We start from the raw sequence: 25,610 nt of genomic DNA on the forward strand, positions 1-25,610 counted from the left end.
TTTTTTTTATCTTTAAATTCTAAATTGATTTTGTTTATGAAACATTTAAGTATAGTCCTTTTTAGTTTTTTGGTACTAGGTTGTGGTGCAGCAAAAATTGAACAGACGACCGTATTAAATCCAACAAATAATCTTAAAGAAGTTCGTGGCGAAGTTGTGCCAAACCCAACTGAATCTAAGGATAATAGTGAGACTAACGCTTTGAAATCAACGTTAGAAGCGTTCAGTACGCCAGAGGATATTGAAAAGATTATGGTGTATCTAACTTCTAATGAATTACAGGGTAGGGATACCGGTAGCGAAGGTATTTCTAAGGCAGCAGATTTTATACAAAATGTATTTGAGGAGCATAACATTAAACCTTATTTTTCTTCATATCGAGATAGCTTGGTAAACTATGATAACGGAACGGCGTATAATGTAGTTGGATATTTACCAGGAACAGATTCAAAACTTAAAGATGAAGTTATTATCATAGGAGCTCATTATGATCATATTGGTTTATTAAGCGGTCAAATAGGAGATAGTATTGCAAATGGAGCGAATGATAATGCGTCGGGTACAACAACAGTTTTAGAGTTTGCCAAGTACTTTGGTAAAGTAAAGAGAAATAAACGGAGTATCATTTTTGCTATGTTTTCTGCTGAAGAAAAAGGCCTTTTGGGCTCCAAGCACTTAGCTAATAAATTGAAAGAGGAGAATATCAATCTGTATGCCATGCTAAATTTTGAAATGGTTGGGGTTCCAATGGTCGATAAAGATCATAGTCTTTATTTAACAGGCTATGAATTATCAAATTTGGCAGAAGTCAGTAATGCATACGCAAATAAAAAACTCGTAGGCTTTCTTCCTAAAGCAAAAGAGTTCAATCTTTTTAGACGGTCAGACAATGCTCCTTTTCATGATGTGTTTAATGTTCCTTCCCAGACTTATAGTTCATTCGATTTCACCAATTTCGGGGAGTATCATAAGGTAGGGGACGAAGCCTCTAAAATGGATTTTATTTATATGGCAACGATAGTCAACGAGGTTATTCCTGTATTAACGGGTATTGTGAATTCACCAATAAAGGAGATAAAATATAATTAATGGGATACATTATTATAACAGGTACTAGTAGAGGTATTGGCTTTGAGCTGAGTAAATTATTAGCAGATTCAGGACACAAGGTTTTGGCTCTTTCTAGAAACGAAAAGCCCATTAAGAATCTCAAGCATGAAAATATTGAGACGTTTTCATTTGATGTGTCTTCAATGGCGGATCGTGAAAAGCTAGCCAGTTATTTGAACGATACTGATGGTAAAGTAAGTGCATTGGTTAACAATGCTGGTAAACTAGTCAATAAGCCATTTTTAGAAACCACAGAAGAAGAGTTCAAGTCAGTATACGAAGTAAATGTTTTTGGGGTAGCGGAGATGACTAAATTGGTTGTGCCTTTTATGGAGAAAAGTGGTCACGTGCTTACAATAAGTTCTATGGGCGGGATACAGGGAAGTGCAAAATTTCCTGGTTTATCAGCATATAGCTCTAGTAAAGGGGCGGTGCTTACGTTAACCGAATTACTTGCGGAAGAATTTAAGGAGACGGGTCCATCTTTTAATGCTTTAGCATTGGGAGCCGTACAGACAGAAATGTTAGAGGAGGCTTTTCCTGGATATCAAGCCCCTGTTTCAGCAATTGAAATGGCTACATACGTAATGGATTTTACGTTGAACGGTCAGAAATTGTATAATGGTAAAATATTACAAGTAAGTAATAGTACACCTTAGAATGCAACAAACATTAGTAAAATATCTTCCAGAATCTGCCGTCATACCTAGTCTTGATCTAATTAAAAGTAGTCATGTACATTTAAAGATCGTTAATGAACGGGTAACCCGACATGGTGATTATAGGCGAGGAAAAGATGGTAATCATCAAATCACCGTTAATGCATCCCTCAATAAATATAGGTTCTTAATCACGCTAATTCATGAAATAGCCCATTTGGTGGCTTTTGAAAAGTATGGTAGGCATATTAAGCCACACGGATTGGAATGGAAGAAAACATTTCAATATTTAATGTTGCCCTTTATCCGTCCAGAAATATTCCCTTCTCAAGTACTCCCATTATTGGCTAGGCATTTTAAGAATCCAAAAGCAAGTAGTAGTACAGATGCTCATTTATCGATAGCATTAAAGCAATATGACGAGCAACAATCAGACAAGAATTACGTTTACGAATTACCTATAGGTAGCATTTTTCGAATGTATAATGGAAAACTCTTTAAAAAGGGAAACAGGCGAACTAAACGCTACGAATGTGTTGAAATATCATCCGGTAGGATGTTTCTGTTTCAACCAAATGCTGAAGTAGAACTAATAAAAAACTAACATGAATAAAAATTATTATGCCGTACTAATGGCGGGTGGTGTAGGGTCTAGATTTTGGCCAATTAGTACACGGGATAATCCAAAACAATTTCATGATATGTTGGGTACAGGCACCACCCTCATTCAGAAAACATTTGAACGACTTAACAAGTTTATTCCGACAGAAAATATTTTAATCCTAACTAATGAGCGTTATAACGATTTGGTTTTGGAGCAATTACCACTTGTTAAACAAGAGCAAGTAGTTCTTGAGCCTGCAATGCGTAATACGGCACCTTGCATACTATATGCTGCTATGAAAATTCAAAAAATGAATAAGGATGCAGTGATGATTGTTGCTCCTAGTGATCATTGGATTGAGGATGAAGTAGCCTTTGCTAATGATGTTACAGCTTGTTTTAAAAAGTGTGAAACTGAAGACGTTTTATGTACGTTAGGTATAAAGCCTTCTTTTCCAAATACTGGTTTCGGTTATGTAGAATATGATAAGGCTGATGCTGGGCGAATAAAGAAAGTGAATCAGTTTAGGGAAAAACCCGATTATGAAACAGCAAAAGAGTTTTTGTCTCAAGGTAATTTTCTTTGGAATGCGGGTATATTCATGTGGAGTGTAAAAACTATTGTGAATGCCTTTAAAAGTTATCAACCTGAACAATATCAGTTATTTCAAGATGGATTCTCGGTATATAATACAACCGAAGAAAATAAATTTATAGCGACCAATTATCCAAAAGCGGAGAATATTTCTATTGATTATGCCATATTGGAAAATTCCAGTTCAATTTATGTGTTGGAAGCAACCTTTGATTGGAATGATTTAGGTACTTGGGGCTCCTTATATGATAAATTGGATAAAAAGGAGAATAATAATGCGATCGTAAATGCTAAGGTTCTGACGCAAGATGCCAGTGGAAACATGATTAGGTCCAAGGCAGGCAAGGTAGTCGTTGTTGACGGGTTGAACGATTATATTATAGTAGATAAAGACGAAGTACTTTTAATCTATCCTAAGTCTAAGGAGCAAGATATAAAACAAGTACTTAATAAGGTTAAAGATGCCTTTGGTGATGAATTCGCTTAATTATGGAGAACAATCTTAATCAAGACAATAAAACCCCTTCGAATAATGAGGGTAATGGTGGTGAGGAAGTGAAAAAAAATTTTCAGGGTTTACTCGGCAGTACCAAAAAGTTTCTTTCGGAACTGCTTGATATACGTGCCAATACGGATCAGCAAGCTACTAAAGAAGCTATTATCGCAGATATTCCCTTTAAAGGGCATACGTCTTGGATCCTGATATGTTCGATTTTCATTGCATCCATAGGTCTTAATGCCAATTCAACTGCGGTGGTAATTGGGGCGATGCTAATTTCGCCATTAATGGGGCCTATTTTAGGTATAGGATTATCTGTAGCAATTAATGATATTGATACGTTAAAAAGATCTTTGAAAAATTTTGCTGTCATGGTGGTCTTGAGTGTAATCACTGCGTATCTGTTTTATCGTTTCTTTCCATTAAGGGATGAATCTTCAGAGCTATTGGCTAGAACTGCACCTGATATTAGGGATGTGCTTATAGCATTTTTTGGTGGACTGGCATTGGTTATTGCAAGAGCAAAAAAGGGTACCATCGCAAGTGTTATTTTTGGCGTGGCCATAGCAACAGCTTTGATGCCGCCTTTATGCACGGTTGGTTTTGGATTGGCAATAGGCAACTGGTCTTATGCTACAGGGGCACTATATCTTTTTACAATTAACACCATATTTATTGCTTTGGCAACGTTTCTGGTAATTAAACTTTTGCGTTTTCCCATGGTGCGCTATGTGAATTCTAAAAGAAGACGTTTAATAGGTAGGCTTGCCTCCTTGTTGGCTATTTTGGTTATGATTCCTGCTGGTGTGACTTTTTACAATGTTTTTCAAGAGTCTTTGTTTAAAAGGGATGCGGATAATTTTATAAATGAAAAAATAGTTCCATATCAATTTTCTGACGAGGGTAAATTTTTAAAGGATTTTAGTGAAATAGCCTATAATGATGTTGAGAACTCTAAAATTGAACTAGTTTTTATGGGGAATGAAGCCATACCAGACAATGTGATAGCGACATGGAGAAATCAGATGGCAGAATATAAGCAGTTGAAAAGAAGCGAATTAATTGTAGTACAGGGTTCTAGAAATGGAAATGCGAACGAGTTGAAATATGTGAATGAGCTTTACGAGTCTCAAAAAAGCATTTTAACAAGTAAGGATGAAAAAATTCAACTTTTAGAAAGCGAACTGATCCGTTTAAATCAAATTTCATCGAATCAAATTCCTTTTAAGGAAATCAGTCTTGAGGCCAAGGCTAATTATGAAAACCTAGAACGTTTGGGGTATGCGTATTTAATTTCTACGGATTTTAATAAGACCGATAGTATTCCCTTATTTGAGGTTACATGGAAAAAGGAAGTAAATAGGGCAGAAACTATAAAGAATATGAATAAGTTGCAGGAATGGTTGCGGCTGAGGCTAAATAATAAGAGTATTCAAATTAAAGAAATGCCTTAGGATTAATTTTGTTCTTGAATATACATCTGGCGCACTTTTTTGAAAAGGTCAGATGAATAAACAAAATCAGTCACCGCTTCATTGTCGGTTTTAAAAATTTCATTTTTTGTCCCTTCCCATTCTTTAAGCCCGTCCTTTAAGAAAATTATCTTTTCTCCAATTTGCATAACAGAATTCATGTCATGGGTGTTAATGACCGTAGTTATGTTATATTCTTCTGTGATTTCCTTAATGAGGTTATCGATTAGAATCGCTGTTTTTGGATCTAGGCCCGAATTTGGTTCGTCACAAAAAAGATATTTTGGGTTCATCACAATTGCTCTTGCTATAGCAACTCGTTTTTGCATGCCTCCAGATATTTCTGATGGAAATTTTTGATGCGCATCAATTAGATTAACTCTTTTAAGTACGGCATCTACACGTTCTTGCATTTCCGATTTAGATTGTTTCGTAAACATTTCCAACGGAAACATGACGTTCCCTTCTACGGTCATACTATCAAAAAGCGCGCTACCTTGAAATACCATTCCCATTTCTTGTCGCAGATCACGTTTTTCATTATCAGAAAGTTCAGAATATTTTTTTCCATCGTATGCTATATTTCCTTCTTCCGGGGAAAATAGACCTAAAAGACATTTAAGGAAAACCGTTTTACCCGAACCACTTTGACCAATAATCAAATTCGTTTTGCCTTTTTCAAATGTGATAGAAACACCTTTAAGAATATGAGCATCGCCAAAAGATTTATGTATGTCTTGTACTTCTATCATTATCCTAATAAGAGTTGGGTTAAAATATAATTTATGATGATGATGGCAACACTGGTCCAAACAAATGCAGTTGTGCTAGCCTTGCCTACTTCTAAGGCTCCACCTTTCATGTAAAAACCGTGAAATGAAGGTATCGTTGCAATGATAAAGGCGAAAATCAACGTCTTGATAAAGGCATATGCTATATGAAAAGGCACAAAATCGGTCTGTAGTCCTGTAACGAAATCGGTACTGGTCAAGAAACCACCAAAAACACCGGCCATCCAGCCACCGAAAATACCCACGTACATTGAAATGGCAATAGCAAAGGGGTAAAATAGCATGGCTATGATTTTCGGAAAAACCAAGTAGTTCAGTGAATTTACACCCATTACCTCTAATGCATCTATTTGTTCAGTAACTCGCATCGTACCAATGCTTGAGGTGATATAAGAGCCTACCTTGCCCGCCATGATTATGGAAACAAATGTTGGAGCAAACTCTAAGATTACTGATTGTCTGGTAGCGAAACCAATAAGATTCCTCGGTATTAAGGGGTTGGTGAGGTTAAGTGCAGTTTGTATCGCAACCACAGCGCCAATAAAAAACGAAATAAAAATGATAATACCTAAAGAGCTGAAAATCAATTCGTCTATTTCTTTATAAATAAGCGTTTTCATTATTCTCCATTTAGTGGGCTTTTTAAATACCTCACGGATCATAATTGCATAGCTTCCTACAGATGCTAAATAGTTCATTGATTAAAAATAGAATTCTTACTGTAAAAATAACAATAAAGGACTTGATTTAACCTGCGTTTAATCTTTAAAGCTGTAAATTATTTACATTTGCGCTACAATTAGATAGGTATGAAAATGAAAAATTATTTTATTATTACGTTGTTTATTGCTGGTCTGTTATTTACGGCTGATTTATCGGCACAAAATAGGAGTAAGTCTGATGAAGGAGATGAAGAATTAAGAACTACACCCAAACTTGTTGTAGGTATTGTTGTAGATCAAATGCGTTATGATTATTTGACACGCTTTTATGACCATTTTGGTAAAGATGGTTTTAAGAGATTGGTAGAGCAGGGTTTTAATTGCAAAAATAATCATTTTAATTATGCACCCACGAGTACGGGCCCTGGCCATACTTCTGTATATACCGGCGCCACACCATCGGTTCATGGTATTATAGGGAACAATTGGTATGATAAGGAAGCTGACTTGGATGTGTATTGCGCAGGCGACGATTCTTATAGTTCTGTTGGAACAACTTCAGATGCGGGTCAAATGTCACCGCATCGTATGACGGTCACCACCGTTACTGATGAATTAAGGTTGCATAATCAAATGCGAGGTAAAACCATTGCAATTGCATTGAAGGATAGGGGGGCTGTTTTACCAGGTGGTCACACGGCCAATGCTGCTTATTGGTTTCATGGAGCAGATGAAGGTAAGTGGATAACTAGTACGTATTATATGAAACAGCTTCCTAAATGGGTAATGGATTTCAATACATCGGGTAAGGCCAAATCCTATAAAAAAGCATGGAATACACTTAAGGATATAAAGGAATATAAGGAGAGCGGAACGGATGATAATGCATATGAGGGCTTGTTTGAAGGCGAAACAGCACCTACTTTCCCTCATAGTACAACATCGCTTTTAGATAAGACAAAGGATTTTGACCTAATAAAGGGGACACCTTATGGAAATTCATTGACTACTGACTTTGCTATAGAAGCCTTAAAACAAGAAGGGTTAGGAAAAGATGGAATAACAGATTTTTTAGCGGTAAGTTTTTCAAGTACCGATTATGTTGGTCATAAATATGGAGTCAACTCTAAAGAAGTGCAGGATACGTATTTAAGGTTAGATGAAGATTTAGCTAGACTGTTCAAAGCTTTGGACAAGAATGTAGGTGAAGGGGAGTATACATTGTTTTTGTCTGCAGATCATGCTGCTATTCAAGTCCCTGCATACTTAAGAGATCAAAAAATTCCGGCTGGATATGTAGATAATGCTTCTAATTCAAAAAAGCTTTCTGAGTTTTTAAACTATACGTATGGTACGGAAGATATCGTTAAAAACTATTCTAATTACCAGTTGTTTTTAGATCATGAAATCATCAAGAATTTAGATCTTAAACTGGCAGATGTTCAAGCAAATATCGCTCAAGAATTTTTAAGTTATGCTGCTGTTGATAGGGTGTACACGGCAGATCAGATGTGGAATAATGAATATACTTCTGGCATTCCTTACATATTACAGAACGGATATAACCAAAAACGATCAGGAGACATATTGATTGTTTTAAAACCTGGTTTTATCTCGTATTCGAACACTGGGTCTACACACGGCTCACCACAGATTTACGACACCCACACGCCATTGTTATTTTATGGTAAAGGAATAAAGCCTGGTTCAACTGTAAAGCGTACTGAGATACCAGATATAGCACCTACAATAGCTGCTCTATTAGGAATTTCTTTTCCGAGTGGTACTAGCGGTAAGCCTATAATAGCAGTATTAGAATAGTATGGATAAAAGGCCGATAGGTATTTTTGATTCTGGTATTGGGGGCACTTCTATTTGGGGTAAAATTCAAGAACTCTTGCCGTTTGAAGATTGTATTTATTTGGCTGATAGTAAAAACGCTCCCTACGGTGAAAAATCTGAAGAAATAATTTTAGATCTTAGTATTAAGAATACAGAGTATCTGTTAAGCTTAGGGTGTAAAATTATTGTAATTGCCTGTAATACGGCTACAACTAATGCTATTGACTACCTGCGAGAAAAGTACAAAGTACCATTTATAGGTATTGAGCCTGCCATAAAACCGGCTGCAATTAACTCTCAATCTAAGATAGTTGGCGTATTGGCTACAAAAGGAACCTTATCAAGTAGCTTATTTCATAGTACAACAAAAAACCATGCTGAGGGTATTACCATTTTGGAGCAACGAGGAACAGGTTTAGTCGAAATAATTGAAAAAGGAAAGTTGCAAAGTGATGAATTGTATAGGCTTTTAGAAGCCTATATCAAACCTATGCTTGAAAAGGGTATGGATTATCTGGTTTTAGGCTGCACTCATTACCCTTATTTAATTCCAATATTGAAAAAGATACTGCCTGCAGATATTAAGATTATAGATTCTGGGCAGGCAGTTGCAAGACAAACGAAAACGGTGTTAAAAAAATTTGATTTGTTAACTACTTCAACTGAGCTGGGAACATATCAATTTTATTCTAATGGAGATGAAAAGGTGCTATTTAATATTTTACAGTCGAATAAATTAAATCTAACGGTTTCTTTTAAAGACTTTTAAGAATAGTGCTCTTTCTTTCGTAAGTCAAATAAGTGAATGCATATTTGTGACGTTCGTCTGTAGAATGAAATTCTCGTTTGGTCATCACCCAACAATCGTCATCAATTTCTGGAAAGTACGTATCTGCATCTTCAAAGTTTGTATGAACACGAGTAAGTTCTATTTTGTCGGCGTGTTCTTCGGCCTGCTTATAGATTTCGCCGCCCCCAATTATAAAGGCTATTTCATTTTTAACTTGTGCAATTGCATCTTCTAAGGAATGTACTACAATGCAATCATCATACGCTACACTATAGTTTTTATCTCTTGTAATAATAAAGTGAGTTCTATTCGGTAATGGTTTTGGAAAGCTTTCAAAGGTTTTTCTGCCCATTATAATTTTATGACCAGAAGTGAGTTTTTTAAAACGTTTAAAATCATCGGGTAAATGCCATAGTAAATCATTGTCCTTTCCCAAAGCATTATTGTCTGCAGCAGCAGCTATCATTATTAACGTTTTCAAAGTAGTTTTTTTTTAGTGTCCGTTTCAATCATAGAGGGTAATTCTATTTCTTTCTCCATTTCAGAAATACGTTGCTTTTGTTTTTGCACTAATTTCTCTCGTTGAGAACGTTCCCATTCTTTACCTATAAACTTATTAGTGATAAAAACGTTGAAAATGTGAAGAACAAATAAAAATGCCCAAAAGGTAATGGCCCAAATGAACCAGTTATATTCCTGTCCGTATTTTAAAATTTTATTGATAAGAATTAAGAAGACACTTCCCACTAAAAAGGCTACAAAATGAGTGTATAAACGTTTTTTTTGTGAAATTCTTTTTTGAGCATTTTCTACAAGTTCGTGCTGCTCTAAATCTAATTTGGCTGTATTTTTAGTATTGGAAAACATAGCTCTTCCTATCTTTAAGTCAAAGATACAGGAAATGTATTTTAACCAAAAAAATATGAAAAAATTAAGAAAGGAATTTCCCATTTTACGAAATGGTATTTATGCGAATACTGCAGTATATGGCTTATTGTATGAATCGCTCTTGGAATGGAGACAAGAACATGATCTTGATTTTTTGATTCATGGCAGCGATATGCGAGAAAATTCTTTAAAAGTTATTTCAGATACGCGCCAAACGGTTGGTGAGTTTTTTAATTGTAAACGTGAAAATATAGCCTTGGTCAATAATTTTTCTACAGGGCTTAATGTTTTGTTGGAGGGAATACATCCTAAGAAAAAAATAGTGCTTATTGAGGGGGATTATCCATCCTTAAATTGGAGTTTTGAGAATAGGAATTTTGATATTCGCTATGTTCAAATGGTAGCTAATATTGAAGAACAAATACAGGAAATAGTAGAAAACGAACATATTGATGTTCTTGCTTTAAGCCTAGTTCAGTGGCTGGATGGTTTTTTTATTGATTTGGCTTTTTTAAAACGACTAAAAAGTGAAAATCCAGATTTGATGATAATCGCTGACGGAACTCAGTTTTGTGGTAGTACAGAATTTGATTTTGAAGATTCGGGTATTGATGTTTTGGGAGCAAGTGCATATAAATGGTTGTTGGCTGGTTATGGAAATGGGTTCATGTTGTTTTCTGACCGTGTGAAAGATGAGGTTTATGTTAAAAATATTGGTTTCAATGCGGCAAACGGTGATCTAAATAAAAAGGATCATATTAGATTTGCTAAGTTATTTGAACCAGGACATCTGTCTTCATTAACCTTTGGGAGTTTAAAGTTTTCGTTGAATTATTTAACAAAAATAGGTGTAGATAAAATTACTGCCCATAACCGTAAATTGTCAGAGAAAGCAAAACATGAATTTCAAGGGTTAGGACTCCTAGATGATAAGTTTTATGGCAGAGGAAATCATAGTACAATATTCAATATCGAGGCTAATGAGGCAACTTTTCAACACCTTCAGAACAACGATGTCTATTGTGCCAAAAGAGGACAGGGAGTGCGCTTAAGTTTCCATTTATACAATACTGAAGAAGAAATCGATACAATTGTAAAAATCTTAAAGACAAGTAGATAGCTATTCATTAAAGTCAATTAAAGAAGGATAAAAATCGTTTACATAGATAAAATACTTTATTTTTTATCAAATTCATAAAAATGGTCTTAGGTGTTGGAAATGAGTCTTTTATTATAGTAATTTTGCTTTGAATTATTAAAATTAATATCATGGCAATTGCAAAACAATATTTAAAGACAAAACCTGTATGTAAGGTAACTTTTACAGTTCCTGCAGAAGAAGCAAAAAAAGTATCTGTAGTAGGAGATTTCAATAACTGGAACCCAAAAGGTAGTACTTTGAAGAAATTAAAGAATGGAACTTTTAAAGGAACGTTTGATTTTCCTAAAGAAAATTCTTATGAATTCAAATACATAGTTGACGGTAACTTCATTAATGAGCCTGAAGCTGATCGTTATCAGTGGAATGATTATGCTGGTTCTGAGAACGCTGTTTTAGAATTGTAGAAGATTATTAACATCTATATACAATATATGAGGCGTGCTATGTTAAGTAGTGCGCCTTTTTCATGTTTAAGAAGTTGGTAGTACAAAATACATATTTTAGATGCTTTAGAACTAAAAACTGTCCTTTTTAAAATCTAGCTCTTTTACATGTGATCTGCTGTTTATTGTGTCAGTATATTCATGTAATTCTATTTCCTTTTGTGGAAAATATACAGATAAACTACTTTGAGAAGAGCAGAATGTAGAGGCAAGAATTATAATAATAAAACAATAAGGTATTTTGCCATTGATATGTTATATGGCAACTTTCCCTTTGATGTGTGCATGCGGATTATAATCAACCAACGTAAAGTCCTCAAATTTGAAATCAAAAATATCTTTTACGTTTTGGTTGATTTCCATTTTTGGCAAAGGTCTAGTTTCTCTGCTTAGTTGTAGTTCAACCTGTTCCATGTGATTGTTGTAAATATGGGCGTCGCCAAACGTATGAATGAAATCACCAACTTCATACCCGCATACTTGTGCCATCATCATGGTGAATAATGCATAAGATGCTATATTAAACGGTACGCCTAAGAAAATATCTGCACTTCGTTGGTATAGTTGACATGATAATTTACCATCAGAAACGTAGAATTGAAAAAAGGCATGACATGGTGGTAAAGCGGCTTTGCCATTGGCGACATTCTCAGAAAAAGTTTTCGAGGTATCAGGTAATACACTTGGGTTCCATGCAGTAACCAACATTCTTCGGCTATTGGGGTTAGTTTTTAATGAATGGACGACTTCTTTAATTTGGTCGATCTCATCATCATTCCAATTACGCCATTGATGACCATATACAGGACCTAAATCGCCACTTTCATCAGCCCAATCGTTCCAAATACGTACTCCGTTTTCCTGTAAATACTCAATATTGGTATCTCCTTTTAAGAACCACAACAATTCATATACGATGGATTTTAAATGTAGTTTTTTAGTGGTTACCATAGGAAAACCTTTACTAAGGTCAAATCTCATTTGATATCCAAAAACACTTTTTGTTCCCGTTCCTGTTCGGTCACCTTTTTGGTTGCCTTCTTTAAGAACATGTTTTAAAAGGTCATGATATTGTTTCATAGCAATTGAATTAACGTTTATCCAAAAAGGGATTTACAGGTTCTACAAAAATACTATTACCGTTAATTATTAAAGAAGTTTTACTGAAAGGTTTATGAAAATTTGTTAACCAAAATTAATATCAAATGGAACACCTATCCTAAAATCATACCCGCAATAGTTGCAGAAAGTAGAGAAGCTAACGAACCACCTAAAACGGCTTTCATTCCAAACTCGGATAATGTCTTGCGCTGTCCTGGTGCTAAAGACCCGATACCCCCTATTTGTATGCCAATTGAGGCGAAATTGGCAAAACCACATAGCATATAGGTGGCCATAATAATCGATTTGTTAAACTTAAGATGTGGTGAAGTTGCAATATCCTTTAATTCTGCCAGTTGAATGTAGCCGACAAATTCGCTAGCTACTAATTTAATACCTAATAATTGACCCATCAACATAATATCCTCATTGGCAACACCGATTAACCACATTAGCGGTGCAAATATTGTCCCTAAAATAGCTTCAAGCGAGAATTTTTGATAAGATGTATTTTCTGCAATCCAAGAGTTTAAATTGGTAAAATCACCTGTCCATTCTAGAATACCATTTACCATTGCGATAATGGCAACAAAGACTAATAACATGGCACCTACGTTGACTGCTAATTTTAAACCTTCTGTAGTTCCGTTCGCTATGGCATCTAATACATTAGAGCCGATTTTTTCTGATGAGACATGTATATCGCTATTTACCTTTTCAGTTTGCGGATAGAGTATTTTTGAAATTACGATTGCGCCAGGTGCGGCCATAACAGATGCAGCTAATAAATGTTTCGCGAAAACCAATTGTAACAACTCATCCTCACCTCCCAAAAACCCTATATATGCCGCTAAAACAGCACCAGCTACGGTTGCCATACCACCAATCATCACTAATAGAATTTCTGACCGTGTCATTTTTTCCAAATAGGCCTTTATAAGTAATGGAGCTTCTGTTTGACCTAGAAATATGTTTCCGGCTACAGAAAGGCTTTCCGGGCCTGATATACCTAAGCTTTTAGACAATAACCAAGCTAAGCCTTTTACTATTTTTTGAATAAATCCTAAATAGAATAATAAGGAAGTAAGAGCGGAAAAAAATATAATTGTAGGTAATACTTGAAATGCAAATATGTAGCCGAAAGTACCTGTGTCTACTACTAGACCTTCAAAAAGAAATTTACTTCCTGCACGGGTAAACTCTAGAATTTTAACAAAGACTCTTCCGATTTGCTCAAAAACTAATTGGACAAAAGGAATTTTGAGAACGCCAATGGCAATTACCAATTGTAGCGCCAAGCCAATACCAACTGTTTTCCAGTTAATTGCTCTTCTATTAGAGCTGAACAAAAATGCTAATAGTAATAATACGAACATACCTAAGACACCTCTTCCAAGGCTGTTGATGGAAAATCCATCATTAGAAGCCATGTCCATAAGGTTAGTAGTCGCAGCATTTTGATTAACAGCCACCTCGGTACTTGTTTCGAGTGCTTGTGTTACTTCTATGTCTTGAGCAAATGTTATTGAGGTAAGTACTAGTGCAAAAAATAGTAGCCATTTGCCCTTTTTCATAAACTATAGTTTAATGTTTAGTCGCGCTTAGAGATTTCATCCCTCAATTTTGCTGCCTTTTCGTAGTCCTCATTGGCAACTGCTTTCTTTAAATCTGCATCGAGTTCCTCAATCGTAAGCTCGGTATAACCATCGGTAGCACCAGACTCTATTTCTATGGTTTCGCCTTCTTGCAGTATTTCATCTACCATAATACTGTCATCGTTATCCTTTTGTTCTTTATCCTTTGATGAGAATTTCAAGAATATACCTGCTTTATCCAGTATGGTTTTATAGGTGAATATAGGTGCGTTGAAGCGTAATGCCAAGGCAATGGCATCACTGGTTCTTGCGTCTATGATTTCTTCGATTCCGTCTCGTTCGCAAATAATACTGGAATAAAAAACACCATCAACCAATTTGTGAATAATGACCTGCTTTATAACAATATCAAACCTATCAGAAAAGTTCTTGAAAAGGTCATGTGTTAAAGGGCGTGGAGGTTTAATTTCTTTTTCCAATGCGATTGCAATAGATTGAGCTTCAAAAGCTCCAATGACAATGGGAAGTTTTCTATCGCCTTCTACTTCGTTCAAAATTAGTGCATAGGCACCGTTCTGAGTTTGGCTATAGGAAATCCCCTTTATTTTTAAACGTACTAGACTCATATGTTTTTAACTAAAAAAGGCTGTTCAAAATACTTGGGGTTCCAACTATCTGAACAGCCCTTTAAGGGACACAAAATAACAAAAAATTAGCCGTTTTGAGCTTTAAATTCCTTTAATTTTTCAATCAATTGTGGAACAACTTCAAAGGCATCGCCTACAATTCCATAATCTGCAGCTTTGAAAAATGGTGCTTCTGGGTCATTATTGATAACAACTTTAGTTTTAGAAGCACTTACACCGGCCAAATGTTGAATGGCTCCAGATATACCAATGGCAATATATAGGTTGCTTGCTACAGGTTTTCCAGTTTGGCCAACGTGTTCACCGTGAGGTCTCCATCCAAGGTCAGAAACTGGTTTCGAACAGGCTGTTGCAGCACCTAGAATTTCGGCAAGCTCTTCAATCATGCCCCAGTTTTCAGGTCCTTTAAGTCCTCTTCCGGCAGACACCACTATATCGGCATCGGCTATTGTCGCTTTACCTATTACTTTATCGATTTCTATGGATTTAGTGTCATTTACAACCGCATCCGACGAAACACTAAATTCCTCAACACTTATATCCGTTTTAATTTCATGTACACCAAATGCATTATTAGAAACACCGATAATTTTAATATCCGTGTCTATTTGCGTGTGTGCAAATCCTTTATTACTGAAAGCCGTTCTTTTGACCATAAATGGAGAAGTGCTTTCAGGAGCTTGCACGACATTAGGTACATATCCGGCAGATAGTTGGGCTGTTAACAGAGGAGCTAAATATTTTGTGTCTGTGCTAGAGCTAAGAATGACAACCTTTGCATCTGTACTTTTGATAGCTTGTGAAATAGATTTGGCATAGGCTCCAGCATTAAAAGTTGCTAAAGATGAATCATTGATAAGCAGTACTTTGGAAACACCATAGGTAGCTAATGACTCATTTTCAGTGGTATTGAATGCTACTGCTGTAACGGTAGTACCCATCATTTTTGCAACTGCCGAGGCATAGGAAGCAACCTCAAATGCATTTTTTTTAAATTTTCCTTTTTCAGATTCTGTATATACTAATACTGACATTTTTCTTATTTTTTATTTTCACCCATGTTTTGGGCTATTAAATCACTTTAGCCTCGTTGTGAAGTAAGTCTACCAGTTCATCTACAGAAGTAGCAAGTTTTACTTGTCCCTTAGGTGCAGGTTTATCGAATTTTTTGTCTTCAGTAGCTTTTATGCCATCTACAGGTTCAAGAACACTCAAGCTTTTCTTTCTAGCCATCATGATTCCGCGCATATTTGGAATTCGAAGATCACTTTCCTCTACCAACCCTTTTTGTCCCCCAACGACAAGAGGAAGTGAGCTGCTCAGTTTTTCTTTTCCACCATCAATTTCTCTCACTGCGGTAACATTGTCACCCTCTATTTCTAGATTGATACATGAATTTATAAAATTCATGTTGGTCAATGAAGCTAAAATTCCAGGCACCATTCCTCCATTATAATCAATGGACTCCCTGCCGCCAATTACCAAATCGTAACCACCTGTTTTAACAACTTCAGCCAATTGTTGTGCTACATAAAAACCATCTGTTGGTTCTGCATTCACTCTAAAAGCTTCGTCTGCTCCAATGGCTAGAGCCTTACGCATTGTAGGTTCAACATTTGGGCCGCCAACGGTTGCTATATGAACTGTAGCGCCTTGCTTTTCTTTGAACCACATTGCTCTGGTCAATCCGAATTCATCATTAGGGTTGATTACAAACTGAACCCCATTGGTGTCGAATTTTGTGTCACCATCAGTAAAATTTATTTTGGATGTGGTATCTGGAACATTACTTATGCAAACTAATATCTTCATGTATAATAACTTTAAATCAATGACTACGAAGATAACTATTTAATTTCGTTTTTACTATGCGTGCATAGTAAATTTATAACTTTTTTTAAATCCGCCATTCTATTAATTGACATTATATTTCCTATTTTTGCTTGCTTTCTAGCATAAAACAAAGAATAATATTTTCTATAGATGAAAACACTACAATTTAGAGAAGCGATAGCCGAAGCCATGTCTGAAGAAATGAGAAAGGACGAGTCTATCTATTTAATGGGTGAAGAGGTAGCGGAATATAACGGCGCTTATAAAGCTTCCAAGGGTATGTTGGATGAATTTGGACCTAAAAGGGTCATTGATACACCAATTTCAGAACTTGGATTTGCAGGAATAGGAGTTGGTTCTACCATGACCGGGAATAGACCAATCATCGAATTCATGACCTTCAACTTTGCGTTGGTAGGTATCGACCAAATTATAAATAACGCAGCGAAGATTAGACAAATGTCTGGTGGACAATTTCCTTGTCCTATTGTATTTAGAGGACCAACAGGTTCTGCAGGTCAATTGGGAGCTACGCATTCACAAGCTTTTGAAAGTTGGTATGCCAACTGTCCTGGTTTAAAGGTGGTAGTGCCATCTAACCCTGCTGATGCAAAAGGATTATTAAAAGCGGCAATTCGCGATAATGATCCAGTTATTTTTATGGAGTCTGAACAAATGTATGGTGATAAGGGTGAGGTGCCAGAAGGGGATTACACTATTCCACTAGGTGTTGCTTCTATTCGTCGAGAAGGAAAAGATGTTACAATCGTATCTTTTGGTAAGATTATTAAGGAGGCTGATAAAGCTGCTGATGAATTGGCTAAAGATGGTATTAGCTGTGAGATAATTGATTTACGTACTGTTAAGCCGTTAGACTATGAGGCAATTCTAAAGTCTGTTAAAAAGACGAATCGTTTAGTTGTTTTGGAAGAAGCTTGGCCATTTGGAAACGTTGCAACAGAAATCACCTATCATATTCAAGCACATGCGTTTGACTATTTAGATGCACCAATTGTAAAGATTAATACTGCCGATACGCCGGCGCCATACTCTCCTGTTTTATTAGCAGAGTGGTTACCGAACTATAAGGATGTAATTAAGGCTGTTAAAAAAGTTTTATATAAATAATATACAGTTTTGTAAAGTACCTTAGCTTCTCCGACCAAGTCTGGAGAAGCTTTTTTTATTGGTATCTTATTTGCGACAAAAAACCCTAAGACTAAGTAATTTCATGAAAGGTATATTCTTTATAGTGATAGGTTTATGTTTTTTCATGGTACAGGCCCAGACGAAGGTTGGTGGTATTGTAATTGATGAACAAGGTGACCCGGTGTCCTTCGCTAATGTTTTTTTTAAAAACTCTACAGAAGGCACTATAACCAATGATGATGGTAGGTTCTACTTAGAGTCCGACAATGACTATCTCACGGTAATATTATCATTCATTGGGTATACGGAATATGAACTTGAACTCAAATCTAAAGTAACCTACGATTTAACAATCACACTTGTTGAGTCGGCCGAACAACTGAAGGAGGTGGTGTTAATAGCTGGTAAACAGTCAAAAAAGAATAATCCTGCAGTTGACATTCTTCGTAAGATTTGGGCAAAGAAGCGGCAAAACGGGGTTAGACAGTTTAACCAATATGCCTTTGATAAATATGAAAAGGTTGAGTTTGATTTAAATACCATAGATAGTGCTTTAATAAGGAGTAAAGTATTTAAAGGACTTGAATTTGTATTTCAAGATTTGGACACGTCTAGAATTACGGGAAAAACCTATTTGCCCATATTCTTGAATGAAACATTCTCAAAAGTGTACGGTGATAATAAACTGAACGAGGAAAAGGAGGATATCTTAGGGAATAAGAATTCAGGTTTCGAGAATAATCAAGCTATTATTGCCTTCGTGAAAGATTTGTATCAGGAATATGATGTATATAATAATTACCTGAAATTTTTTGATAAAAGCTTTACCAGTCCCTTATCTAGAACAGGTGTAGATACCTATAATTATGCGCTGCGGGATAGTGCTTTTATAGATAGTAAATGGTGTTACAATATTGTGTACTATCCACGACGTAAAAACGAACTTACCTTCAAAGGTGATTTTTGGGTAAATGATTCCACTTATGCTATAAAAAATATAAATCTTCAGGTTACCAAAAGTGCCAATATCAACTGGGTAAAAGAAATCTATATTGAACAAGATTTTGAGGTGGTGAATGATTCGGTATTTCTACTGAAACGAGATTATATGTTAAGTGATTTCAGTTTTAATAAAAAGGAAGAATCAAGGGGGCTTTATGGAAAACGGACTACAGTTTATGATAATTACGTCTTTGATGAAATCAGGCCTAGAGAAGTATACAGAAAAGACCGTAATCCATTAGATGTTAGCCAAATTCTAAAGGATGATGATTTCTGGGAAAAGAATAGATTAGAGTCTTTAAATAAGGATGAACAAGGTATTTACAAGTTATTGGATACCCTTAAAACGGTGCCTAAATTCAAGTCCTACTATAATTTTATAAGCATTTTAGGGTCTGGTTATGTAGAAGTTGATAAATGGAACCTTGATTTAGGTTCAGTATATGACTTTTTTGGATATAATAGTGCTGAAGGTGCTCGTGTTAGAATCGGTGCAAGAACCTATTTTGGACAAAATGACCCATGGAGAATTGAAGGCTATACAGCATACGGTTTTAAGGACCATAAATTTAAATATGGTCTTGCGGGTAAATTTTTGATAGACAGAAATAGCAGATTGATTGTCTCTGGAGGTAACCGCAGGGATATTGAGCAGCTTGGTGTGAGCTTAACAGCAACCAATGATGTGCTGGGTCGAAGCATTGCCTCTTCGTCCTTATTAACGGTCGGAGCCAATAATCGATTGACAAGTATTAACCTTAGTGCTCTTAATTTTGAAATTGAACCGCTAACTAACTTAAAGATTTCTGCAGGGGGTACCTTTAGAACATTGAGTTCCGCTCTACCAAATGATTTTAGCTTAGATTATGTTGATTCAGAATCATCAACGGGGGTTTCATCAGAAATACGTCAGTTTGATTTTAATGCTTTAATCTTATATACGCCAGGTAAGAAGACCATTGGTTATGGGGTCGAACGGCGTGATGTTAATGATACCTACAGTACCTTGCTGTTAAACTTTACAAAAGGAACTAAAGGTGTATTGGATAGTGATTTTGATTACAGTAAGCTTCAATTTTCATATAGTCAACCATGGCAATTGGGAGGCTTAGGTAGGTTGTTGAGTACAGTAGAACTTGGTAAAACATTTGGAGCAGTACCTTTGGGGCTTTTAAGTGTAGTGCCTGGTAATCAAACTTTTTTCTCTAATTATGGAACTTTTCCAAATTTAGATTTTTATGAATTTGTGACTGATACCTATGCTTCGGTTCATTTACAACATAATTTCAACGGACGGTTTTTCTCGAGAATACCGTTCTTAAGAAAATATAATTTGAGGGAAATAGTGGCGATACGAGGAGTATGGGGAGATTTGTCTGATGCGAACAAGACCTTGAGCGCACCAGCGACGGTAAATACACCATTAAGAGCCCCGTCAGAAAAAATATATTATGAGTACTCTTTTGGAATTGGTAACATTTTTAAGGTATTTAGATTGGATTTTAATTTTAGGGGTAACTATTTGGATAATCCCGACGCAAGGCCTTTTGGAGTTACGGGGACGTTTGGATTTGTCTTTTAATTCAACTAAATTTTACAATTATTAGATGGAAGTAACGTTTTATGAAAACTATAAACTAAACAAAAAAAAGATATGGCTGCTACTCAAGGACTGACCTTTGATGTGTTAATAGAAATACCGAAAGGAAGTAGGAATAAATACGAATACGATTTCACATTGCATAAGATACGTTTTGATCGTATGTTGTTTTCTTCCATGATGTATCCTGGAGATTATGGGTTTATACCAGAAACCTTGGCGTTAGATAAAGATCCTTTAGATGTTTTGGTGATGGGTACAGAGCCTACCTACCCAATGACTGTGATGGAAGTAAAACCTATTGGCGTGTTTCATATGACGGATGAAAAAGGACCAGATGAAAAAATTATCTGTGTTCCTGTGTCGGATCCAATTTGGAGTAATAACAATGATATTAGTGATTTGAATCCACATAGGTTAAAGGAAATCGAACACTTCTTTCAGGTTTATAAGGACTTAGAAAAGAAAAAAGTAGATACTCGGGGTTGGGGAGATGCTAAGGAAGCAGTAGCAATATACCACGAATGTGTTAAGAGATATAATGAAAGTGAGCATAAAGCAAAGCGCACTTTTACGATTTAAATAATTTTTATCAACTTTAAAGTCACTTTTTTTAGCTAAAAGTGGCTTTTTTTATTCTATTCTAATTTACTACTTTAGCCGCGCTAATTTTATAACTAAACAAACAACAGATTAAATGGAGTCACTAATGATTTATATGCCAATAGTAATGGCTATTTTGGGCCTAATTTATATGGGTATTAAGAAGTCTTGGGTCATGAAACAAGATGCCGGAGATGGTAAAATGAAAGAGATATCAGATTACATTTATGAAGGCGCATTGGCTTTTTTAAATGCAGAATATAAACTTTTAGCCATATTTGTAGTAATAGTAAGTGTTTTACTTACTATAGTTTCCTTTGTTGTTCCTACAACACATTGGTTAATAGTCGTCTCATTTATATTTGGCGCTATATTTTCGGCATTTGCTGGTAATATAGGTATGAAAATCGCAACAAAAACGAATGTAAGAACTACGCAGGCGGCTCGTACAAGTTTACCAAATGCGTTGAAAATTTCTTTCGGTGGTGGTACTGTTATGGGGCTTGGAGTTGCCGGTTTGGCAGTTTTGGGACTTACTATTTTCTTTATCATCTTTTTCCAATTTTTCATGGGAGGTGTTTGGACGTCGACTATGGACATGACTATCGTATTGGAAACTCTTGCCGGTTTTTCATTGGGAGCTGAATCAATTGCATTATTTGCACGTGTAGGTGGTGGTATTTACACAAAGGCTGCCGATGTAGGAGCAGATTTAGTGGGTAAGGTAGAAGCAGGTATACCAGAAGATGATCCACGAAACCCAGCAACTATTGCTGATAATGTTGGTGATAATGTTGGTGATGTTGCAGGTATGGGAGCAGATTTGTTCGGTTCGTATGTAGCAACTGTTCTAGCAGCCATGGTTTTGGGTAATTATGTAATAAAGGATATGGGCGGAAGTATTTCTGATGCCTTTGGGGGTATTGGTCCGATACTACTGCCAATGGCAATTGCTGGAGCTGGTATCATTATTTCGATTATCGGAACGATGTTGGTGAAAATTAAAAGCAACGATGCCAAAGAGGCTCAAGTTATGGGTGCTTTGAATATAGGTAACTGGACATCTATTGTTCTTGTAGCAATTTCTTGTTTCGGATTAGTGATGTGGATGCTTCCTGAAACCATGCAAATGGAATTCTTTGGGGAGGGTATTCAACAAATATCTTCAATGCGTGTTTTCTATGCTACGTTGGTTGGTTTAGTAGTAGGAGCTGTTATTTCTTCGGTTACCGAATATTATACAGGGTTAGGAAAAGCTCCGATTTTAAAAATTGTACAACAATCTTCTACAGGTGCAGGTACAAATATCATCGCAGGTCTAGCAACAGGTATGATTTCCACGTTCCCATCTGTGTTATTATTTGCAGCTGCTATTTGGTCTTCATACGCATTTGCAGGGTTTTATGGTGTTGCTTTAGCGGCATCGGCAATGATGGCAACAACGGCTATGCAATTAGCTATTGATGCATTCGGACCAATTTCTGATAATGCAGGAGGTATTGCTGAAATGAGTGAGCAAGAACCGATAGTAAGAGAACGTACTGATATTTTAGATTCTGTTGGTAATACTACAGCTGCCACAGGTAAAGGATTTGCCATTGCTTCTGCAGCATTAACTTCTTTAGCGTTATTCGCAGCTTATGTCACCTTTACTGGTATTGATGGCATAAACATTTTTAAGGCTCCGGTTTTGGCGATGTTATTTGTTGGTGGTATGGTGCCAGTTGTATTTTCGGCTTTGGCTATGAATGCGGTAGGTAAAGCTGCTATGGAAATGGTTGAAGAGGTTAGACGTCAATTTAAAGAGATTCCTGGTATTATGGAAGGCACCGGTAAGCCTGAATATGATAAATGTGTTGCTATCTCTACAAAGGCTTCTCTAAGAGAAATGATGTTACCAGGCTTACTAACGATTGGTTTCCCATTAGTAATTGCTTTCGTACCGTTATTATTCGGAATGAACAAATTGGCAATTGCCGAAATGTTAGGTGGTTATATGGCCGGAGTCACCGTTTCAGGGGTTTTATGGGCTATTTTCCAGAACAACGCTGGTGGGGCTTGGGATAATGCCAAAAAATCATTTGAGGCTGGTGTTGAGATTAATGGTGAAATGACCTATAAAGGGTCAGAAGCACATAAGGCAGCAGTAACTGGTGATACTGTTGGTGATCCGTTTAAGGATACGTCAGGGCCATCAATGAATATATTGATAAAATTGACTTGTTTAATCGGTTTGGTAATTGCACCAATATTAGGAGGACATGATGAGGAAGGTGTGGCAATGCAGAACGATACAAAGGAAATCACAGTAGGCTTGAATGTTGAGAACGAGGATTTGGCTGAAGCTAACCTGACGTATACATCTACAATCAATGGTGAGGCCGTAACTGAAGTAGTTACTTATAAGGGAACTAAAGCAGAGGTAGAAGCGCAATTAGCCGCATTTGAAAATGCAACTGTTCAGAAAAAGGGAGCTGAAACTGAGATTACAATTGAAGAAGTGGAGAATAATAAATAGGTATTTCATTTTTGTTATAATAAAAACCATCAGCACCGCTGATGGTTTTTTATGCTTTCAATTATTGTAATTTAAATGTAATCGGAATACTATAAGGTACTTTAACGGCTGTGCCGCGTTGTTTTCCTGGTGTCATTTTTGGTATTTTTGGTAGTTTCGATAGTATTCTTACGGCCTCTTTTTCTAATAGTACATGCGGACCTTTTTTTTGAATAGTACCGATGCTTCCGTCTTTATTAATAATAAATTGAGTGTTTACCCTACCTTGAAGTCCTATTTCCTGAGCTATTTCTGGGTATCTGAAGTTTTTTCTAATATGCCTTTGTATCATTTTATTAAAACAAGCTCTCTTATCTTTTTCGTTCTCACATCTTGGGAAAACAGGAACTTTTTCTATGGTAACCCAATTTACAATTACTTCGTCAGGTTCTTCAATAACGTCTAAATCTGAAGCAACTAAGATTTCAGTTTCTTGAGTCATCTCAGTAGCTTCTATTAAGGTTTCTTCAATTGGGTCATCATCTTCAGCTATTTCTATTTCTGATGGTGCAACTGGAGGCGTTGGTGGAGGTGTGGCTTTTAATTCGAAAATGGGTACATCCTCATCAATAGATTCGTCTATTTGGTTGAGACTCGTGTCATAATGATAGAAACTGTCATATGTTTTCCATTCCAAGGCTACAAATACCATGGCCAAAACTAAAAGCAGTCCGATTACAAAATACATGCTACTTTTCTTGTTGAGGTCTTGCTCTGGATTTTTTTTTGGATCTATAATTTTAAAATTTAGACTTGCTTTAAACAAGTTGGTTTATTATTATTCTTGTTTTCATAAATCTAATTGGTTGAAGCTGCACTGGAAACAAGGAATGAGTCATCGGTACAAATGAATGAGTGAAATGGCTATTTTATTATTCTGTCTGGTACACCCATCCCGAAATTTCATCAATGGGTTGAAAATAATTAGTTAAATAAAAATTTAAAAGGTTGTTGAAAGACCGTAATTTTAACACCATGAGTATTTTTAAGAAAGACAAACTTCAGATTATCAACTTTCAATCATACGGTAGTACAAACCGATTGTATGTGAGGGGTCGTGCCATTGAGGATGAGAATATTAATTTAGATCAAAAAGGTATTTTCAATTTGATGCAGAATACTTGGAAGCGTTTTGAAACTGATGAAATTAAAAATTCCCCGATTAAGATTATCTTTTCTAATGGTGAGACGGCAGAGGGTACTACCGATGAAGATGGGTATTATTTGATTGATAAAAATATTGAGGGACTTCAGAAATTAGCCAATGATGAGGGGTGGGTCAATTTTGCACTATCATTTACCGATAGCAATTTAAAAAGGGAAATACTGCTAAAAAATAGATTTCCCGGTGAAATGTTGATTCCGAGTGAAAATGCTAGATTTGGGGTTATTAGTGATATTGATGATACTATTTTACACACAGGGGTAGTTTCTTCTCTAAAATGGAAGGTGATTTTAAACACCATGTTTAAAAGGGCAACTAAACGCTTGCAGCTAGAAGGTGCTTCTGATTTTTATCTAAGACTCCACCATGGAAAAACAGGAAACGAATCCAATCCTTTGTTTTATGTAAGTCATAGTCCTTGGAATCTGTATCGGTATCTTGCACTTTTTTTAAAAACGAATAACTTCCCCAAAGGCCCTATTTTATTACGAAGTATGGCCAGTTTTAGAATGCGCAAAAAGAACGATGAGAAGCCACAAAAGCAACGGGAAATCAGTAATCTGTTAAAAGCCTATCCTTTTCTACCTTTTATACTCATTGGAGATAGCGGTGAAAAGGATGGGGATATTTACCAAGAAATTTCAAGGTTGTTTCCAGGGCGAATAAAGGCCATTTATTTGCGTAGTGTAAATCATTCTAGACGAATGGAGCGAATAGAGAATCTATTTGTTGACTTTACCGATATTCCATTTTTAATGGTCAATAAAACAGAGGAAGCTATAACCCACGCCAAAGAACATGGTTTTATTTAGATTTAATTTTTAGAACCTAATACCTATTCA

General features: G+C 36.0%; 24 protein-coding genes. 14 read left to right on the forward strand and 10 right to left on the reverse strand.

Annotation, left to right across the window (positions count from 1 at the left end):
• The first annotated feature begins 36 nt into the window (after positions 1-36).
• Genes ES765_RS12095 through ES765_RS12115 form a run of 5 tightly spaced genes read left to right on the forward strand, consistent with a single transcriptional unit; the run spans position 37 to position 4,920 of the window.
• Positions 37-1,089: a M28 family metallopeptidase gene (locus tag ES765_RS12095; RefSeq protein ID WP_138114582.1), complete on the forward strand. Its 1,053-nt coding sequence runs from the start codon at positions 37-39 to the stop codon at positions 1,087-1,089.
• Positions 1,089-1,769 (forward strand): SDR family NAD(P)-dependent oxidoreductase, encoded by a 681-nt coding sequence (locus ES765_RS12100; protein ID WP_138114583.1) that lies wholly within the window; start codon positions 1,089-1,091, stop codon positions 1,767-1,769. The genes ES765_RS12095 and ES765_RS12100 overlap by 1 nt, the downstream gene beginning before the upstream one ends.
• A 1-nt stretch (position 1,770) precedes the next feature.
• A complete protein-coding gene (locus ES765_RS12105; RefSeq protein ID WP_138114584.1) occupies positions 1,771-2,373 on the forward strand; it encodes a SprT-like domain-containing protein in 603 nt (200 codons plus the stop codon).
• Between the two features lies 1 nt (position 2,374).
• Positions 2,375-3,454, forward strand: coding sequence for a mannose-1-phosphate guanylyltransferase (locus tag ES765_RS12110; protein WP_138114585.1), 1,080 nt, complete (start codon positions 2,375-2,377; stop codon positions 3,452-3,454).
• Between the two features lie 2 nt (positions 3,455-3,456).
• Complete coding sequence (locus tag ES765_RS12115) at positions 3,457-4,920, forward strand: DUF389 domain-containing protein (protein ID WP_138114586.1); 1,464 nt, start codon at positions 3,457-3,459, stop codon at positions 4,918-4,920.
• 2 nt (positions 4,921-4,922) lie between these two features.
• On the opposite strand, the gene ES765_RS12120 is transcribed toward ES765_RS12115, so the two are convergent.
• Together ES765_RS12120 and ES765_RS12125 are read right to left on the reverse strand one after the other, a co-directional pair.
• Positions 4,923-5,690, reverse strand: a complete 768-nt coding sequence (locus ES765_RS12120; protein ID WP_138114587.1) for an ABC transporter ATP-binding protein — start codon at positions 5,688-5,690, stop codon at positions 4,923-4,925.
• Positions 5,690-6,427 carry an MlaE family ABC transporter permease gene (locus ES765_RS12125; RefSeq protein ID WP_138114588.1) on the reverse strand — a complete coding sequence of 246 codons (738 nt, stop codon included), beginning with the start codon at positions 6,425-6,427 and terminating at the stop codon, positions 5,690-5,692. The genes ES765_RS12120 and ES765_RS12125 overlap by 1 nt, the downstream gene beginning before the upstream one ends.
• 111 nt (positions 6,428-6,538) lie before the next feature.
• On the opposite strand from ES765_RS12125, the gene pafA reads away from it, so the two are divergent.
• On the forward strand, positions 6,539-8,212 hold the full coding sequence (gene pafA / locus ES765_RS12130) for an alkaline phosphatase PafA (protein WP_410504560.1): 1,674 nt from the start codon (positions 6,539-6,541) through the stop codon (positions 8,210-8,212).
• A 1-nt stretch (position 8,213) separates the two neighbouring features.
• A complete protein-coding gene (gene murI / locus ES765_RS12135) occupies positions 8,214-9,002 on the forward strand; it encodes a glutamate racemase (protein WP_138114590.1) in 789 nt (262 codons plus the stop codon).
• On the opposite strand, the gene ES765_RS12140 is transcribed toward murI, so the two are convergent.
• Together ES765_RS12140 and ES765_RS12145 are read right to left on the reverse strand one after the other, a co-directional pair.
• Positions 8,989-9,504, reverse strand: a complete 516-nt coding sequence (locus ES765_RS12140) for a dihydrofolate reductase (protein ID WP_249356362.1) — start codon at positions 9,502-9,504, stop codon at positions 8,989-8,991. The two genes, murI and ES765_RS12140, sit on opposite strands and share 14 nt — an antisense overlap.
• Positions 9,501-9,890, reverse strand: a complete 390-nt coding sequence (locus ES765_RS12145) for a 2TM domain-containing protein (RefSeq protein WP_138114591.1) — start codon at positions 9,888-9,890, stop codon at positions 9,501-9,503. The genes ES765_RS12140 and ES765_RS12145 overlap by 4 nt, the downstream gene beginning before the upstream one ends.
• Before the next feature lie 55 nt (positions 9,891-9,945).
• Here ES765_RS12145 and ES765_RS12150 point away from each other — a divergent pair, with 55 nt between their 5' ends.
• Both ES765_RS12150 and ES765_RS12155 read left to right on the forward strand, forming a co-directional pair.
• Positions 9,946-11,031 carry an aminotransferase class V-fold PLP-dependent enzyme gene (locus tag ES765_RS12150; RefSeq protein WP_138114592.1) on the forward strand — a complete coding sequence of 362 codons (1,086 nt, stop codon included), beginning with the start codon at positions 9,946-9,948 and terminating at the stop codon, positions 11,029-11,031.
• Positions 11,032-11,180: 149 nt separating this feature from the next.
• Positions 11,181-11,477: an isoamylase early set domain-containing protein gene (locus ES765_RS12155; protein ID WP_138114593.1), complete on the forward strand. Its 297-nt coding sequence runs from the start codon at positions 11,181-11,183 to the stop codon at positions 11,475-11,477.
• Positions 11,478-11,771: 294 nt separating this feature from the next.
• Here the strand turns inward: ES765_RS12155 and ES765_RS12160 are convergent, their stop codons facing one another.
• The 5 genes from ES765_RS12160 to ES765_RS12180 all read right to left on the reverse strand — a co-directional run bounded on the left by ES765_RS12160 (position 11,772) and on the right by ES765_RS12180 (position 16,671).
• A complete protein-coding gene (locus ES765_RS12160) occupies positions 11,772-12,596 on the reverse strand; it encodes a thymidylate synthase (protein ID WP_138114594.1) in 825 nt (274 codons plus the stop codon).
• Positions 12,597-12,730: 134 nt separating this feature from the next.
• The gene (locus ES765_RS12165) at positions 12,731-14,191 is read right to left on the reverse strand and encodes a NupC/NupG family nucleoside CNT transporter (RefSeq protein ID WP_138114595.1); all 1,461 of its coding nucleotides are present in this window, start codon (positions 14,189-14,191) and stop codon (positions 12,731-12,733) included.
• 17 nt (positions 14,192-14,208) lie between these two features.
• A complete protein-coding gene (locus ES765_RS12170; protein ID WP_138114596.1) occupies positions 14,209-14,838 on the reverse strand; it encodes a bifunctional nuclease family protein in 630 nt (209 codons plus the stop codon).
• 86 nt (positions 14,839-14,924) lie between these two features.
• Positions 14,925-15,893 (reverse strand): electron transfer flavoprotein subunit alpha/FixB family protein, encoded by a 969-nt coding sequence (locus ES765_RS12175; protein ID WP_138114597.1) that lies wholly within the window; start codon positions 15,891-15,893, stop codon positions 14,925-14,927.
• Positions 15,894-15,930: 37 nt separating this feature from the next.
• Positions 15,931-16,671: an electron transfer flavoprotein subunit beta/FixA family protein gene (locus ES765_RS12180; protein WP_138114598.1), complete on the reverse strand. Its 741-nt coding sequence runs from the start codon at positions 16,669-16,671 to the stop codon at positions 15,931-15,933.
• 171 nt (positions 16,672-16,842) lie between these two features.
• On the opposite strand from ES765_RS12180, the gene ES765_RS12185 reads away from it, so the two are divergent.
• The 4 genes from ES765_RS12185 to ES765_RS12200 all read left to right on the forward strand — a co-directional run bounded on the left by ES765_RS12185 (position 16,843) and on the right by ES765_RS12200 (position 23,564).
• A complete protein-coding gene (locus tag ES765_RS12185) occupies positions 16,843-17,820 on the forward strand; it encodes a pyruvate dehydrogenase complex E1 component subunit beta (protein ID WP_138114599.1) in 978 nt (325 codons plus the stop codon).
• A gap of 103 nt (positions 17,821-17,923) precedes the next feature.
• Positions 17,924-20,425 (forward strand): DUF5686 and carboxypeptidase-like regulatory domain-containing protein, encoded by a 2,502-nt coding sequence (locus ES765_RS12190; protein WP_138114600.1) that lies wholly within the window; start codon positions 17,924-17,926, stop codon positions 20,423-20,425.
• 72 nt (positions 20,426-20,497) lie between these two features.
• Complete coding sequence (locus ES765_RS12195) at positions 20,498-21,025, forward strand: inorganic diphosphatase (RefSeq protein WP_138114601.1); 528 nt, start codon at positions 20,498-20,500, stop codon at positions 21,023-21,025.
• Between the two features lie 115 nt (positions 21,026-21,140).
• Positions 21,141-23,564 (forward strand): sodium-translocating pyrophosphatase, encoded by a 2,424-nt coding sequence (locus tag ES765_RS12200; RefSeq protein WP_138114602.1) that lies wholly within the window; start codon positions 21,141-21,143, stop codon positions 23,562-23,564.
• A gap of 61 nt (positions 23,565-23,625) precedes the next feature.
• Here ES765_RS12200 and ES765_RS12205 read toward each other — a convergent pair whose 3' ends face one another.
• A complete protein-coding gene (locus tag ES765_RS12205; protein WP_317131414.1) occupies positions 23,626-24,369 on the reverse strand; it encodes an energy transducer TonB in 744 nt (247 codons plus the stop codon).
• Between the two features lie 209 nt (positions 24,370-24,578).
• On the opposite strand from ES765_RS12205, the gene ES765_RS12210 reads away from it, so the two are divergent.
• The gene (locus tag ES765_RS12210; RefSeq protein ID WP_138114603.1) at positions 24,579-25,580 is read left to right on the forward strand and encodes an App1 family protein; all 1,002 of its coding nucleotides are present in this window, start codon (positions 24,579-24,581) and stop codon (positions 25,578-25,580) included.
• Positions 25,581-25,610: the final 30 nt, after the last annotated feature.

The organism is Maribacter sp. ACAM166 (assembly GCF_005771495.1).
Lineage (GTDB): Bacteria > Bacteroidota > Bacteroidia > Flavobacteriales > Flavobacteriaceae > Maribacter.

Coding starts and splice junctions, on each gene's coding strand:
- ES765_RS12095 (WP_138114582.1), top strand. CDS start 37: ATGAAACATTTAAGTATAGTCCTTTTTAGTTTTTTGGTACTAGGTTGT.
- ES765_RS12100 (WP_138114583.1), top strand. CDS start 1,089: ATGGGATACATTATTATAACAGGTACTAGTAGAGGTATTGGCTTTGAG.
- ES765_RS12105 (WP_138114584.1), top strand. CDS start 1,771: ATGCAACAAACATTAGTAAAATATCTTCCAGAATCTGCCGTCATACCT.
- ES765_RS12110 (WP_138114585.1), top strand. CDS start 2,375: ATGAATAAAAATTATTATGCCGTACTAATGGCGGGTGGTGTAGGGTCT.
- ES765_RS12115 (WP_138114586.1), top strand. CDS start 3,457: ATGGAGAACAATCTTAATCAAGACAATAAAACCCCTTCGAATAATGAG.
- ES765_RS12120 (WP_138114587.1), bottom strand. CDS start 5,690: ATGATAGAAGTACAAGACATACATAAATCTTTTGGCGATGCTCATATT.
- ES765_RS12125 (WP_138114588.1), bottom strand. CDS start 6,427: ATGAACTATTTAGCATCTGTAGGAAGCTATGCAATTATGATCCGTGAG.
- pafA (WP_410504560.1), top strand. CDS start 6,539: ATGAAAATGAAAAATTATTTTATTATTACGTTGTTTATTGCTGGTCTG.
- murI (WP_138114590.1), top strand. CDS start 8,214: ATGGATAAAAGGCCGATAGGTATTTTTGATTCTGGTATTGGGGGCACT.
- ES765_RS12145 (WP_138114591.1), bottom strand. CDS start 9,890: ATGTTTTCCAATACTAAAAATACAGCCAAATTAGATTTAGAGCAGCAC.
- ES765_RS12150 (WP_138114592.1), top strand. CDS start 9,946: ATGAAAAAATTAAGAAAGGAATTTCCCATTTTACGAAATGGTATTTAT.
- ES765_RS12155 (WP_138114593.1), top strand. CDS start 11,181: ATGGCAATTGCAAAACAATATTTAAAGACAAAACCTGTATGTAAGGTA.
- ES765_RS12160 (WP_138114594.1), bottom strand. CDS start 12,596: ATGAAACAATATCATGACCTTTTAAAACATGTTCTTAAAGAAGGCAAC.
- ES765_RS12165 (WP_138114595.1), bottom strand. CDS start 14,191: ATGAAAAAGGGCAAATGGCTACTATTTTTTGCACTAGTACTTACCTCA.
- ES765_RS12170 (WP_138114596.1), bottom strand. CDS start 14,838: ATGAGTCTAGTACGTTTAAAAATAAAGGGGATTTCCTATAGCCAAACT.
- ES765_RS12175 (WP_138114597.1), bottom strand. CDS start 15,893: ATGTCAGTATTAGTATATACAGAATCTGAAAAAGGAAAATTTAAAAAA.
- ES765_RS12180 (WP_138114598.1), bottom strand. CDS start 16,671: ATGAAGATATTAGTTTGCATAAGTAATGTTCCAGATACCACATCCAAA.
- ES765_RS12185 (WP_138114599.1), top strand. CDS start 16,843: ATGAAAACACTACAATTTAGAGAAGCGATAGCCGAAGCCATGTCTGAA.
- ES765_RS12190 (WP_138114600.1), top strand. CDS start 17,924: ATGAAAGGTATATTCTTTATAGTGATAGGTTTATGTTTTTTCATGGTA.
- ES765_RS12195 (WP_138114601.1), top strand. CDS start 20,498: ATGGCTGCTACTCAAGGACTGACCTTTGATGTGTTAATAGAAATACCG.
- ES765_RS12200 (WP_138114602.1), top strand. CDS start 21,141: ATGGAGTCACTAATGATTTATATGCCAATAGTAATGGCTATTTTGGGC.
- ES765_RS12210 (WP_138114603.1), top strand. CDS start 24,579: ATGAGTATTTTTAAGAAAGACAAACTTCAGATTATCAACTTTCAATCA.